Below are 14,069 nucleotides of genomic sequence, written 5' to 3'. Positions count from 1 at the left end.
AAACACGAATGTTTTTAACCCCTTGTTAAATATTGAGAAGTCACCGATCTGGTAAGTGCCTTTTGCATCACAAGAGCTTTTATATTCGTGCAAATTCGTGGTTACAATGCTTTTTATAGGTTGAAACGTTAGGTACGACCCTTTTTTATCAATACCTGTTGCTCGGGAAGAGGAAAAATGATGCATCCCGCGATTCCCAAGATCCTTCGATCCGCCTGCCTGGGTCTCCTCTTCCTCTTCCTCTTCCTCTTCCTCTTCCTCTTCCTCTTCCTCTTCCTCTTCCTCTTCCTCTTCCTCTTCCTCTTCCTCTTCCTCTTCCTCTTCCTCTTCCTCTTCCTCTTCCTCTCAGCCTGCCACCGTTCGCCGGAACTGGCGCCGCTCCCGACCGACGCCGTGGTGCTGGCCTTCGGCGACAGCATCACTTACGGTTCAGGCGCCCGACCGGAGGAGAGCTATCCTGCCGTGCTGGAGCAGTTGATCGGGAAACGGGTGGTGAATGCGGGCGTATCGGGAGAGGGTACCGACGAAGGGAAAGCACGGCTGCCGGCGCTTCTGGATGAGCATCGTCCGGCCCTCGTTATTATCTGCCTCGGCGGGAACGATTTTCTTCGCCACCTGGATGAGGCGACGACGGAGGCAAACCTGCGGGAGATGGTCAGGACTGCGCAGGAGCGTGGATGTGGTGTGCTTCTGGTCGGTATCCCCAGGCTCGGTTTCGGCCTGGAGGTTCCTTCTCTGTACGAGCGGATTGCCCGCGATGCAGGCATCCCCCTGGATGAAAAGTCGCTAAAGCGCATTCTTGCGGACAATCCCCTGAAGTCCGACCCCATACACCCCAATGCCGCCGGCTATCGCCAGCTGGCCGAGCGCATTGCTGCGGCACTGCGACGGTCAGGAGCCATACCCTGAGCCGATCAGGAGCGTCGGCCGCCATGCCGAAGAAGCATGCCCCTATGTGACCTAATCACTCTTCTCTTGTCGCTCGCAGTATGTTATCTCTTTTAACTTTGGCGGAACGGCAGGGCAAACATAGATTGCGGAAGCCACATAAGACCCAGTATTTGCGTGTACCGTCAATTTGAGTTGAAGGCGAGACGGCAGTAAAAGGTCGGTGCCTTTTGCGCCCTCAAGCTCTATCGTCTTTGCTGTGGATTCGCCGCCCTTCAGCGTGAACGGAACGGCGCGACTTACATAGTCAAGGTAGTCTCGGAGCCCTTCATCCTTCCTTTCCTTATGCTTCGAGAGATACTCATCGGCTCCTACAAAGCGCTGCTCATAAGTCCATTTATATTCGCCATCCAGTGGCGTAGTTTTTCCTAAAGACTTGATTGAGGCTGTTATGTGTTGTATGTGATGCCGAGTCCGCGGGGCCCCGGTGTTTGAATATGCTGCCGAAACAAGAATATCGAAATTCTTTGTATTCGACGTTATGCCGATTCCAAGGTTATGCGGGAGAAGTATCTCAATCTTGCCTTTGTCGACATATACAAAAATGAAAGTAGTGATGGATAGTATGGTGGCGATCAGCGAAAGAATTGAGCTGGGATTCTTGAGCCACTGGAAGAGCGACTGCATGTTGGACTCGGTTGCCATCACTTTTACTCCATTCGTATGGTTCTTGGGGCGTCTGATAGCCAGCCGTCCCCAATCTTCCCCTACTCCAACACCACAAATCCCGCCGCAGGCACATCCAACTCAACCGCAGCAATATCGCCCGCAGCCCCCTTCCGCTGCACCGTCAGCACCAGCGCCCCCTCATCCCCGTGCTGCGTCGAATAGACACACTTCAAGCTGCTCCCCGCCGGATGAAGCCCGGCATCCATCAGCACCCAGGCCTTGTGCGCGTTATCCGGATCGGTATTGACGGCAAGCACCATCTCCGTCTTGTCGAGAATCCTCGACCAGGCCACCACCGACAGCATCCGCCCCCCCATGATTCTCGGGAGGTCAAAATTGACCCCGTCGCCGGAGATCTCCCGCAGGTACTGGCGTCCCCGGCGCAGCACGAGCTTTTCTTCCCTGAGCTTCAGGATGTCAGCCAGCTCGCGGAACAGATCACCGCTCTCGTCGAAGAAATGACGCTCTTTTGACCGGAAGGCGCCAAAGGAGCCGCCGAACATGGTCTCGCGGATGTAGCGGTCCGCCCCGTCCCAGTCGCCCCGGCCGTCGAAGCGCTGCTCGGTGCCGTAGTAGATGCAGGGGATGCCGATGGTCATGGCGTTCAGGGCCAGGGCTCCGAGGGCCAGCTTGCTCCCGTCGCCCGCCGCGCAGAAGCGCGCCTTGTGCTCTCCCTTGCAGACCTGATCGTGGTCGTTGATCATGGTCACTACCTTGTCCTTGAACCAGACGTGGGAGTCTTTTCGCACCAGAAGCGAGTTGCGGAACAGGTTGAAGTACTCCTCAGGATTGTTCTCCCCCTTCATCAGCCCTTCCAGCTTGAGCTGCACGTCGTCGATGCCCAGCGCCGCGTCCAGACCGGTCTCCTCCAGGGTGTCGAAGGCCCGCTCCCTGCCGCCGGTGATCTCCCCCACCAGCAAGAAGTTTTCCTTGCCGATGGTCTGGGCAAACTCCTTGATGGCCGAGACGAAGAAGCGCGTTGCGCCGATGTCCATGTGCTTAACCGTGTCGATGCGGTAGCCGTCGATGTCGGCAGCGGCGATCCAGTACTTGTAGATCTCGCAGAGGTTGAGCAGCGCCGGGGAGGGAGTGTAACCGGCGTCGGGACCGTAGCCGTGGTTGATGTCCTTCAGGTCGAAGAAGTCCCCTTCCCTGAACTCAGGGTCGTAGTCCCAACTCCTGATCCGCCCCTTTTGGGTAAAGCAGGCGGGATTCTGGAATTCCCCGGGCCAGACCGCGTCATCCTTCCCCACTGGCATCGGATTCTGCTCATAGTCCTGAAACGGGAGGCTTGCCGCCCCCTGCTCGTTGTTGAACCCCACCACCGGATAGGTTCCCCCGCGCCAGGGGGGCTCACCGTTCTCCACGGCATAGGTAAAGACATTGCCGCTGTGGTTGAGAATGATGTCGAGAATGACGTAGATGCCATTGGCGTGGGCGGTCCGCACCATCTTCCCGAGATCTGCAACGCTCCCGAAATGCGGGTCCACGGAAAGAAAATCCTGGATGCCGTAGCCGTGATAGGTCGGCTGGAAGGAAACCTGCTTGAAGATCGGGCTGAGCCAGATGGCGGTCACTCCCATCCGCTTCAGGTAGCCGATCTTGCCGGTGAGGCCCCGCAGATTGCCGTGGCACCATTTCCCCCCCGCATCCCGCCAGACAGCCGCATTGTCCGGGGTGGCCACGGCGTTTCCGTTGTCGACCGCCGGGTCGTATGGCAGGGTGTGGCCGCCCGTGACCGGCTCCCCGTCGTTTCCCCTGTACCCCTGTTCCTTGTCATCGGAAAAGCGGTCAAGGAGCAGGAAGTAAAGCACCTGGTCTTCCCACGCAAGTGGTGACGGTTGAAACTTCCTGCCGGCGCAAAGTGCCGCGAAATCGATGTCGCTCACTCGATCCATGAACGGTTACCCCCTGATATGTATGTTGCCTTCAAACAGAATTTGCTGCAGAGGTGTCCGGCATCAGCATGAATACACTTTAACATTACAGGTTTACGTGTCAATAAAACCATTCGCAGCATGGCCCAACCGCCTTGCCCCCTGGTCTCCTTTCAAGGCTGCAGAATACGCGGGCGCTACCGACCTGCCGCCACGTGCCTGTTCCTGACCGGAATCGCTGGTTGTAACTGGGATTTATTGCAGTAGACTTGAAATGCCAAACCTTGAGCAATCAGGGGACGGAAAGCCAACGGGACTTGGGTTCCAATGAATTCCAATGAATTGACTCCGTCTGTCATTGAATCTGCTTTCCCTTGTTAATATAGTTTCTCCACAAGATGTTATTCTCCAAGTTGGCCGGGTTGCCGTTTGTGACCATTTGTATGGTTGCATGCGTATAACCCGGCCTTTTTATTTGCCGGGTGAAGAAAGGAGCTGTTAACCGATTATCGACATTTAACCCAACAAAAGGAGAATGGCATGAAATCAAACAAAATCTCACTAACAGTCTATCTGATCCTGGCGGTAGTCGTATTTGCTTTCAACGGTTGTGGCGGTGGTGGCGGAGGCGGTGCTCCTACGGTTTCGGGTGTTACAGCGTCAGGATCACCACTAATCCCATGGTTGATGCGAAAGGAACGGCGGCAGCCGGTTCTCCCTTGAAACTTAACCCGGATGGAAGCTTCGCTTTTAACGTTTCCGGCATGACTCCTCCGTTCATCCTCAAGGCTGACGGAACTACAGGGGGAACGAGCATCACCATGTTCTCAGTGGCCATGGGGACAGGGACAGCCAACATCAATCCCATGTCAAGCATCGTGGTCGCAGCCGCGGCGGGGGTCAACGACCCGGCTCTGGTCTTTGCCGACCCTGTTACCAATGCCCCCAAAATAACCAACGCCACCTTCAACAAGGCTGTTGCCGACATGCAAACGATGATGGCCCCGATTCTGACAGCCTTCAACGCGACCGGCATGAACCCGGTTACGCTGCCAATCATACGGGACTTGATGCGGTCTTCGATGTGGTCCAGATGCCGATCAACACCTCGGCGGGGACCATGTCGGTGTTCGACAAGACGTCGGGGACGTCCGGGATCACAATCGGTTCCGCCCTGATGAGCCAGATGGCTACACCGACGCAACCGATCACCCAGATCCCATCGACGGCGGTTCCCACCGACCTGCAAAATATCGGCGCCATGCTGAACAACATGGGGACTGTCCTGAACAAGGGGGCAAATATGACCATTGCCGATTTGACCCCTTTCTTTGTTGCCGACCCCGGCTTCGGCATCAATGGCGGAATGACCGCATTCCAAGTAATGACCCTTCTCCAGCTTAGCGTACCCACATTAATTGCCCAGGGCACCATTACGCAAATGTCGAATGTGACCTTTGTCGGCAATTCCCCGGTCGGAGGCTACAAGATCTCATTCTTTGTGCGCTTCAGTGACGGCTCAATGACCATGTCCAATATGACCTTTTCCGACGAGATGGTTGTGGCGAAAAACGCCTCCAATGCCTGGCAGTTCAAGGGGAACGGCCATCGGTCATTATTGTTCAACAATATGCTGACACAGCAGTGGCAGATTACCGCGACCACCTCGCAAACGGAAGCCGGCCTGATTTTTGACATGATGGATGTGGAGAATGCCTTCAAATCCGCCGTGGCAACCGGACCGGGTTTACCCTCACCAGGAGGCGTCATGTTCATCAAAGAACCCGGCAATCCGATACTATTCGTGATGTCTGCGTCAAACAACTCGTTACCCACCATGGAATCGACATTTTTCACGATGCCTGATGCAACGATATCCTCCCTACCGGACAATGCTCCGGTTATATTCTCTTTTTACAGTTCGTTGCCCCCACGCAACAACCCGATGGAACAACGAACCATGATATACCCGAAGCGCTGCTTAACCAGGGCAGAGGCTGCGGGCACAAGCGGAGTTTTCCCCATCGTGACCCCCGCGGGGAACTTGAATACCCACTCGTTCTCAACGATGATGAATAACATGATGGGCGGCATGATGGGCGGGATGATGTCCATGAACTTTACCTACACCACGCCCACGGCCTTGCCTTTTGCAATGATGACGGCGGATTTCAACATATCGAGCAGTACTTTCAGCAACGAGGCAATCCAGACCCTCCCCCTGAACAGGACTTCCATGACCATGCGGATGCAGGGACCAACCACTGCTCCAACGACAGGCACTGGCACCTTAAACATAACTGCAACGGATATTTTCGGAAGGAATGTGGGAACGGCTTGGATGTTCCAGTAGGATAAATGTGAAAAGTTTTCTGCAGGGCATCCCGCCCGTACTCGGGCGGGATGCTTTAAGAAGAGAAGGGCATTACGCCGCTCTCTTCAACGGCTTAATTTCAGCTTCCAGCTTATCTGCAATAGCATCACGCGCTACCTCAAGATCATAGTTAATCCAAAGCTGCGCGGTCGTGCCGAAATAGCGACCGTTGCTTTTTGACTTCGTCCTCACACGGGTTGCCATACATCGATTTGTCTAATACAATTTAAGCATGCAAGGAACTCGTGGTCTTATTCCAATTTCAAATCAAGGATGAAATCAAGGCGGTACTTACTTCTCAACCATAGATGCTATTAATAAGGAACAATATCATGACAAAAAAATCCGCTCTCCTGGTAGTCGACATCCAGATCGACTTCTGCCCCGGCGGCGCACTGTCTGTGTCAAGGGGCGACGAGGTCGTGCCGGTTCTGAACCGCTACATCGAACGTTTCCGCAAAGAGGGGCTTCCCGTCTTTGCCACCCGCGACTGGCACCCGGAAAAGACCTCGCACTTCGAGGCATTCGGCGGCATCTGGCCGGTCCATTGCGTCCAGGGGAGCAAAGGTGCGCAATTTCACCCGGCGCTCATGCTGCCGGACGATGTTATCATCATCTCCAAGGGGATGGACCCCACTCGCGACGATTATTCGGCCCTTCACGGCGCCGACGCCAATGGCACTCCGCTGCCCGAGGTTTTAAGGAAACTGGGGATACATAGAATCTTTATCGGCGGACTTACCACCGACTACTGCGTCAAGGAATCATCTCTGGAAGGGCTCCGGCAGGGGTTTGCCGTAACCGTCCTTACGGATGCGGTGCGCGGGGTGGACCTCAAACCGGGGGACTCGGAACGGGCGCTGGCGGAAATAAATGCAGCAGGAGCGGAAACGACGACCTTTGAAACACTGCGCTTCGACTGACCGCCACCCCACCCATCCTTGCGATTTCGTTGACATTCTCTTTCAAAAAGGCTACAGTACCGCAGCTGTCACTACTCGCCGGATGACAAGGAAATCAGGAACAATGATCAAGACCAATAATCTGAAAATCAAGAGCATCACCCCGATTATCGCCCCTACCGACCTGCGTCAGGTATTCCCCATTTCCGCGGAAGCAAGCGAATGCGTCAGCGCCAGCCGTGAAAATATCAAAAACATCCTGAAGGGGAAAGACCCGCGACTGATGGTGGTGGTCGGCCCCTGCTCCATCCACGATCCGAAAGGCGCGCTGGAGTATGCGGAACGCCTGGCAAGGCTATCCAAAGAAGTTTCCGACCAGCTGCTCCTGGTCATGCGTGTCTACTTCGAAAAACCTCGCACAACCGTCGGCTGGAAGGGGTTGATCAACGATCCGGACATGAACGGCACCCATCTCATCTCCAAGGGGCTGGGAATCGCCCGGCGGCTCCTGAGCGAGATCACGGCCATGAAGCTCCCGATAGCCACCGAGATGCTCGACCCCATTACCCCCGAATACCTGGCGGATCACCTCTCCTGGGGGGCGATCGGCGCCCGCACCACCGAATCCCAGACCCACCGGGAGCTGGCAAGCGGTCTTTCTTTCCCCATCGGCTTCAAGAACGGCACGGACGGCAACCTGCAGATCGCCATCGATGCCATGATCGCGGCCCAGCATTCCCACAGCTTCCTGGGGATCAACCGCGAAGGTCTCACCTCCATCGTCCAGACCACCGGCAATCCTGATGTTCACATGGTCCTCAGGGGCGGCAAGAAGCCCAACTATTACCCGGAAGATATCGCCCTCACCGAGGAGAAGCTGGGAAAGGCCGGGCTATCCCCTACCATCATGGTCGATTGCAGCCACGGCAACTCCGAGAAGAACCACGAAAAGCAGCCGCTGGTTCTGGAAAACGTTATCGAGCAGATCGCTGCGGGCAACCGCTCCATATCAAGCGTCATGATCGAGAGCTACCTGGAGGGGGGAAACCAGCCGATGCCGAAGGATATTTCCCAGCTCAAGTACGGGGTTTCCATAACCGACAAGTGCATCGACTGGCAGACCACCGAAGCCATCATGCGCAAGGCCCACGCCAGCCTCAAGGCCTGCGGCGGCAGGAAATCGGCATAATCCCATCCGAAAATATGCAGACAAAAAAGGCCCCGACGGAACCATCCGCCGGGGCCTTTTACTTCTCACTTCTCACTTCTCACTTCTCACCATCGACCATCGACCATCGACCGCCGACCGCCTTTCTAAACACAGCACCCCCGCTCGCATTTGCCGGCTCCACGCATGTGGATCGCCCGGATAAAAGTGGCTTCGGTGGCTATCCTGACCTCTTCCATCACCTCCAGCGGCACGGCGGAATCGAGGGAGAGGATGACCATCGCCTCCCCCTTCTCTTCCCGGCGCCCCAGGTTCATGGAGGCGATGTTGATGCTGTGGGCGCCCATGATGGTGCCGATTTTGCCGATCATGCCGGGGCGGTCCTCGTAGTTCAGGAGGAGCATGTGCTCAGCGGGGGCGAAATCCATGGAGTAATCCCTGAGGCGCACGATGCGCGGCGCCCCCTCGAACAGGGTGCCGGAGATGAGCCGCCGTTTCCCACCCTCCCCTTCGATGATAAGGGTGACGAGGTTGGAGAAGGCGCCGGTCTGGGTCGATTTGTTCTCCTCGATCACGATCCCCATCTGCTCGGCGATCAGCTGTGCATTGACCATGTTCACGTCCTGGTCCACCCGCCGGTTGAGGAGAGCGGAAAGGCCGCAGACGGTCAGTGGCGAGCAGTCGTAATGGGCGATGTTACCGGAATAGCTGAAGGTGACCTTCTCCAGGTTGCTCTCCACCAGCTGGACGCCGAAATCGCACAGAACGCTCATCAGGTTGAGGAACGGCCGCATCTGGTCCATGAGCGCCATGTCGAAGCGGGGGATATTGACCGCGTTCTCCAGGGGCTGCTCGTCCAGATAGTTGAGGATCTCCTTGGAGACGTCGACCGCCACGTTGATCTGGGCCTCGAAGGTATTGGCCCCCAGATGCGGAGTGACGACCAGTTTGTCCTGGCTGATGAGTTCTTTGAGCGTCTCGCTCTTCGGCGGCTCCTCGCTCCAGACGTCCATGGCCGCGCCGAACACCTTGCCCCCCTTGAGGGCGTTCAGGAGCGCCTGCTCGTTGATGATCCCGCCACGGGCCGCGTTGATGAGGATAACGCCGTCCTTCATCATGGCGATCTCCTTTTCTCCGACCATGTTGCGCGTCTCTTCGTTCAGCGGGGTGTGGAAGGTTATGATGTCGCAGTTCTTGTAGATCTCCTCGTGGGATACGAGTTTTACCCCCAGATCGTGGGCACGCTTGACGGCGATATACGGGTCGCAGCCGAGCACGTCGCACTCGAAGGCCTTGAGCCGGGTTGCGACCCTGCCGCCGACCTTGCCGAGGCCGATGACGCCGGCGGTCTTCCCCTTCAGCTCGACGCCGGTAAAGGGGGCACGCTTCCATTCGCCGCTCTTCAGGCTGGCGTTGGCCTTGGTGATATTGCGGCAGAAAGACAACAGGAGAGCCATGGCATGCTCCGCTGCGCTGTTGGTGTTGCCGAAAGGCGCATTGACGACGATCACACCCTTTGAACTGGCATAGTCGATGTCCACGTTGTCGATACCGACACCGGCCCTGGCCACCATTTTCAGCTTCTTCCCGGCATCGAGCAGGTCCTTGTCCACGGTGGTGCCGCTTCTCGTGATGATGACCTCGTAATCACCGATTATTGCCAGCAACTCCTCTTTTTTCAAACCGAGACGAATGTCAAGCTCCACCCGCGGGTCCTGCTTGAGCAGTTCCAACCCTTCCTGAGCCACCTCGTCAGTAACGATAACCTTCATTGCCACTCCTTCTTTCCTGAAATTGTTTCGTTCCTTCCCTGCAACCAGAAACGTAGAACATAGAACGTAGAACCGTTTTTTTACAACCCCTTGGCCCTCTTGATGAACTCCCTGACCTTTGCCGGGTCCTTCACGCCGGGGGCGGACTCGACACCGCTCGAAACATCGACGCCATAGGGAGAAACATGCCCGATCGCCTCTGTCACGTTATCGGGAGTGAGCCCACCGGCCAGAATAATGGGCCCGAACTTCTTGGCCACCACCGCCGTATCCCAGTTGAATGTTATTCCCGTACCGCCAAAGGCCTTGGGAGAGTATGCGTCAAGCAGATAGCCGGCCACCCGGTACTCTTCCATCCGGTCAAGACTGGTGATGTCCTTGACGCGGAAGGCCTTTATCACCCGCCTGTTCACCCGGGAACAGAACTCCCGGGATTCATCGCCATGCAACTGTACGATGTCCAGCCGGCACCGGTCAGCCGTGGCATTGACAAAATCGAGATGGGCATGGACGAACAGCCCGACAACATGGATAAACGGGGGAAGAGAACCGATAATCTCTGCAGCGCGCTCAGGTATGATGTTGCGCGGCGATTTATCGTAAAAAACGAACCCGAGGGCATCGGCGCCCGCCTCGATGGCCATAAGAGCATCTTCAACCGTGGTTATACCGCAGATCTTTACCTTTGTCATTTGTGTATACCCCTGTAAAGCGAGGTTCGAGGTTCGAGGTTCTAGGTTCTAGGTTCTAGGTTCTAGGTTCGAAGTTCGAAGTTCGAGGTAAAATGTTGCAACACCGTTGCGTTGAAAACCGCCGACCGCCGACCGCTTTTAACCTACTTTCGGCAACCTCTCCAGCGCCTCTCTGATTTTTTCCTCCGGGTACTCGTAATCCTCCAGCGCCCCGGACAAATAGGCGTCGTAAGCACCCATATCCAGCTGGCCATGGCCGGAAAGACCGAAGAGGATGGTTTTTTCCTTCCCCTCCTCCTTGGCCAGGACCGCCTCGTCGATGGCAGCCCTGAGGGCGTGGGACGACTCGGGCGCCGGCACGATCCCTTCGCTCCGGGCGAACAGCACTGCACCCTCGAAGCAGGCGTTCTGCTTGTAGCTCTTAGCCTCTATCTCCCCGGCGTGGTAAAGCTGTGAAACCAGCGGCGAATCGCCGTGGTAGCGAAGGCCGCCGGCATGGATTCCCGGCGGCATGAAATCGTGCCCGAGGGTGTACATCATGGATATCGGGGCCATCTTGGCCGTGTCGCCGTAATCGAAGGCGTAGATACCCTTGGTGAGGGTCGGGCAGGAAGCAGGCTCCACGGCGAGACAGCGCACCTTCTTCCCCGCGGCCCGGTCGGCAATGAAGGGGAAGGTGAGCCCGGCGAAGTTCGAGCCGCCGCCGCAGCAGGCAATGACCACGTCCGGGTAATCGCCGGCAATCTTCATCTGCTCCTTCGCCTCCTGGCCGATAACGGTCTGGTGGAGACATACGTGGTTGAGGACGCTGCCGAGCGCATAGTTGGTGTCGGCGTGGCTGGCCGCGTCTTCCACCGCCTCCGAGATGGCAATGCCGAGGCTCCCCATGTTGTCCGGGTCGTGGGCCAGGATGGCGCGCCCGGCATTGGTGAACTCGGACGGGGAGGGAATGACGTTCGCCCCCCAGAGCTGCATCATGCTCTTGCGGTACGGCTTCTGGGAGCATGACACCTTGACCATGTAAACCGTGCACTCCAGGCCGAACATGCTGCATGCCAGGGCCAGGGAGCTCCCCCACTGCCCGGCCCCGGTTTCGGTAGCGAGGCGGCGGATACCGGCCTGCTTGTTGTACCAGGCCTGGGGTATGGCGGAGTTGGGTTTATGGGAACCGGCCGGCGACACCCCTTCGTATTTGTAATAGATCTTTGCCGGCGTACCGAGAGCCTGCTCCAACCTGTGTGCCCGGTAGAGCGGCGAGGGACGCCAGAGCTTGTAAATCTCGCGAACTTCGTCGGGGATGTCGATCCAGCGCTGGGGGGACATTTCCTGCTCGATGATCGACAGGGGAAAGATGGCGAGCATATCTTCAGGCGTCACCGGCTTGAGGGTCCGGGGATTTATCACCGGCGCCAGCGGCCCCGGCATGTCGGGAATGATGTTGTACCACTGTTTCGGGATCTGATCTTCATTGAGCATGATCTTGGTGTTCATCACAACCTCCCAACACATTGATATTTCAAGGCAAAAACAAATCTTTGAACCGCAAAGGACCCAAAGGGCCTGAAGCGCTAAGCACGCGAAGATAACCTGAATAACCGAAAATCATTACGGATTCCAGAAGTAAAGCCATCGGAGTTTTTTGTTTCTCCTTTGCGCTCTTTGCGCTCTTTGCGCTTCAGGCCCTTTGGGTCCTTTGCGGTAAAGAGGTTTCGCAGTTTGCCGTATCTCTGTGGCGGGCTTAAAGTGTGCCTAAAAGCTCCCGCAGCTTCGCCCCCATATCCGGTTCCCGCATGAGCGACTCGCCGATGAGGAAAGCGCCGGCCCCGGCATCCTGCAGGCGGATGATATCGGCCCGGGTGTTGATGCCGCTCTCCGCCACGATCAGCCGTTCTGCGGGGATAAGCCTGGCCAGCCGCTCCGTGGTGGCGAGATCGCAGACAAACGAACGGAGGTCGCGGTTGTTGATGCCGATCAGCTCACAATCGGTTTCAAGGGCCGTTTCCAGTTCAGCCTCGTCATGGACCTCAAGAAGCACATCCAGGGAAAGCTCTCCGGCCAGTGCGGCAAAATCCCGCAACTGGTGGAGGTCAAGCATGGCGGCAATGAGGAGAACGGCGTCCGCACCGGCAGCCCGTGCCTCGTATATCTGGTAGGGGTCGAAAATGAAATCCTTGCGCAAAAGAGGCAGAGTTATCCGCTCCCGGATCAGCGCCAGGTAGCTCAAGTGGCCGAGGAAAAAGTGTTCATCGGTGAGCACGGAAAGGCAGACCGCGCCGTTTTCCTGATAGGTTTCTGCGATTGCAAGCGGGTCGAAATCAGGGCGAATGACCCCTTTCGAGGGAGACCCCTTCTTCACTTCGGCAATCACCGGGGTCCAGCCCGACCGGCCGGCGTCCCGCAGCGCCCGCGCAAACCCCCGCGGATGGTCTTCCAGTCCGGCGAGCCTTGCCTTAACTTCGGAGAGCGGTCGCGCAGCCTTGACAGCGGCCAGCTCGCCATCCTTGTAGGCGACGATTTTCTTCAGTATGTCGGGTGTATCAACCATGGGTCATCCAATCGCAATTCATTCGTTGGTTAGTTTGACCAGCTTTTCCAGCTGGGCCAGCGCTTTACCTGAGTCGATCGCCTCGGCAGCCATGGTGAGCCCTGCTGCCGGATCAACGACCCGGCCGGCGGCAACAAGGCCAAAGGCCGCATTCAAGAGGACGATGTCCCGCTTCGGCCCCTTTTCTCCCTCCAGAACACGCCGCACTATCACCGCATTTGCAGCCGCATCGCCGCCGCGCAGGTCATCCATGCCGCACCGGGACAGTCCCAGTTCTTCGGGCCTGAAAAGCCTGGTCGCGACACCGGCGGGGGTGACCTCGGCGATACGCGTCTCGGCAGTCAGGGTCATCTCATCCATGCCGTCCTGACCATGGACGACAAATCCACGCTTGCAGCCGAGATTTTTCAGGACGTGGGCAAGCTTTTCCACCAGGTCTTCGCGGTAAACGCCGAGCACTTGGCAACCGGCGCCGGCCGGGTTGGTAAGGGGGCCGAGGATATTGAAGATGGTGCGGATGCCGATCTCCTTGCGCGGGCCGATGGCGTACTTCATGGCCCCGTGGAGGGCGGGAGCGAAGAGGAAACCGATGCCGATCTCGTTAATGCACCGCTCAATGGTTTCCTGGGTCACGTCCAGATTGACACCGAGGGATTCGAGCACGTCGGCGCTGCCGCAGGCAGAGGAGACCGAGCGGTTGCCGTGCTTGGCCACCTTCACGCCGCAGGCGGAGACCACGAATGCTACAGTGGTGGAGACGTTGAAGGTGTTGGTGCAGCTGCCGCCAGTGCCGCACGTATCAAGGATGGTCTCCAGATCGACATTGATATCGTCCCGGTCCATGTCGAGAATGTTTTTACCGACCCGGATGCGGGTAACCTTGTCCCGCATGACCCGCGCCGCGCCGGTGATCTCTGCCACCGTCTCACCCTTCATGCGCAGGGCGGTGATGAATGCGGCGATCTGGGCCGGTGTCGCCTCGCCGGACATGACCTGGTCCATGACCTGGATCATCTCGCTTTCCGTGAGGTCTTCCCGTTCCACAACCTTGGCAATGGCTTTCTTGATCATCAATCCTCCTGTAGGGCGTGGTCTACACGCCCGGGGCGGGGCAACCCCGCC

At 57.3% G+C, this 14,069-nt stretch carries 12 protein-coding genes and 1 riboswitch; of the genes, 4 read left to right on the top strand and 8 right to left on the bottom strand.

Annotated features, from left to right (window positions below; all coding sequences use genetic code 11):
• The first annotated feature begins 177 nt into the window (after nucleotides 1–177).
• Complete coding sequence (locus tag GURA_RS08855) at nucleotides 178–909, top strand: arylesterase (protein WP_232278991.1); 732 nt, start codon at nucleotides 178–180, stop codon at nucleotides 907–909.
• Nucleotides 910–960: 51 nt separating this feature from the next.
• Here the strand turns inward: GURA_RS08855 and GURA_RS08850 are convergent, their stop codons facing one another.
• The 3 genes from GURA_RS08850 to GURA_RS08840 all read right to left on the bottom strand — a co-directional run bounded on the left by GURA_RS08850 (nucleotide 961) and on the right by GURA_RS08840 (nucleotide 4,554).
• Nucleotides 961–1,593 (bottom strand): hypothetical protein, encoded by a 633-nt coding sequence (locus tag GURA_RS08850; protein ID WP_011938643.1) that lies wholly within the window; start codon nucleotides 1,591–1,593, stop codon nucleotides 961–963.
• Between the two features lie 62 nt (nucleotides 1,594–1,655).
• A complete protein-coding gene (locus GURA_RS08845) occupies nucleotides 1,656–3,515 on the bottom strand; it encodes an alpha-amylase family glycosyl hydrolase (protein WP_011938642.1) in 1,860 nt (619 codons plus the stop codon).
• Between the two features lie 245 nt (nucleotides 3,516–3,760).
• Nucleotides 3,761–3,924: riboswitch (cyclic di-GMP riboswitch) on the top strand.
• 222 nt (nucleotides 3,925–4,146) lie between these two features.
• On the bottom strand, nucleotides 4,147–4,554 hold the full coding sequence (locus GURA_RS08840) for a hypothetical protein (protein WP_041245367.1): 408 nt from the start codon (nucleotides 4,552–4,554) through the stop codon (nucleotides 4,147–4,149).
• Nucleotides 4,555–4,587: 33 nt separating this feature from the next.
• On the opposite strand from GURA_RS08840, the gene GURA_RS08830 reads away from it, so the two are divergent.
• From GURA_RS08830 to GURA_RS08820, 3 genes are all read left to right on the top strand, one after another.
• On the top strand, nucleotides 4,588–5,847 hold the full coding sequence (locus GURA_RS08830; protein ID WP_157046161.1) for a hypothetical protein: 1,260 nt from the start codon (nucleotides 4,588–4,590) through the stop codon (nucleotides 5,845–5,847).
• Nucleotides 5,848–6,200: 353 nt separating this feature from the next.
• A complete protein-coding gene (gene pncA, locus GURA_RS08825; protein WP_011938639.1) occupies nucleotides 6,201–6,791 on the top strand; it encodes a bifunctional nicotinamidase/pyrazinamidase in 591 nt (196 codons plus the stop codon).
• Nucleotides 6,792–6,894: 103 nt separating this feature from the next.
• Complete coding sequence (locus tag GURA_RS08820) at nucleotides 6,895–7,959, top strand: 3-deoxy-7-phosphoheptulonate synthase (RefSeq protein ID WP_011938638.1); 1,065 nt, start codon at nucleotides 6,895–6,897, stop codon at nucleotides 7,957–7,959.
• 125 nt (nucleotides 7,960–8,084) lie between these two features.
• On the opposite strand, the gene serA is transcribed toward GURA_RS08820, so the two are convergent.
• The 5 genes from serA to trpD all read right to left on the bottom strand — a co-directional run bounded on the left by serA (nucleotide 8,085) and on the right by trpD (nucleotide 14,018).
• Nucleotides 8,085–9,710 (bottom strand): phosphoglycerate dehydrogenase, encoded by a 1,626-nt coding sequence (serA, locus tag GURA_RS08815; protein ID WP_011938637.1) that lies wholly within the window; start codon nucleotides 9,708–9,710, stop codon nucleotides 8,085–8,087.
• 80 nt (nucleotides 9,711–9,790) lie between these two features.
• A complete protein-coding gene (locus GURA_RS08810; protein ID WP_011938636.1) occupies nucleotides 9,791–10,402 on the bottom strand; it encodes a phosphoribosylanthranilate isomerase in 612 nt (203 codons plus the stop codon).
• 138 nt (nucleotides 10,403–10,540) lie between these two features.
• Nucleotides 10,541–11,893, bottom strand: a complete 1,353-nt coding sequence (locus GURA_RS08805) for a TrpB-like pyridoxal phosphate-dependent enzyme (RefSeq protein WP_011938635.1) — start codon at nucleotides 11,891–11,893, stop codon at nucleotides 10,541–10,543.
• Nucleotides 11,894–12,140: 247 nt separating this feature from the next.
• Nucleotides 12,141–12,947: an indole-3-glycerol phosphate synthase TrpC gene (gene trpC, locus GURA_RS08800; RefSeq protein ID WP_011938634.1), complete on the bottom strand. Its 807-nt coding sequence runs from the start codon at nucleotides 12,945–12,947 to the stop codon at nucleotides 12,141–12,143.
• A gap of 18 nt (nucleotides 12,948–12,965) precedes the next feature.
• Nucleotides 12,966–14,018: an anthranilate phosphoribosyltransferase gene (gene trpD, locus GURA_RS08795; RefSeq protein ID WP_011938633.1), complete on the bottom strand. Its 1,053-nt coding sequence runs from the start codon at nucleotides 14,016–14,018 to the stop codon at nucleotides 12,966–12,968.
• Nucleotides 14,019–14,069 lie beyond the last annotated feature (51 nt).

The sequence above is a fragment of the Geotalea uraniireducens Rf4 genome, assembly GCF_000016745.1.
GTDB classification, from domain to species: Bacteria; Desulfobacterota; Desulfuromonadia; order Geobacterales; family Geobacteraceae; genus Geotalea; species Geotalea uraniireducens.
Note: the sequence above shows the minus strand (reverse complement) of the source record. Positions and strands in the feature narration are given on the sequence as shown.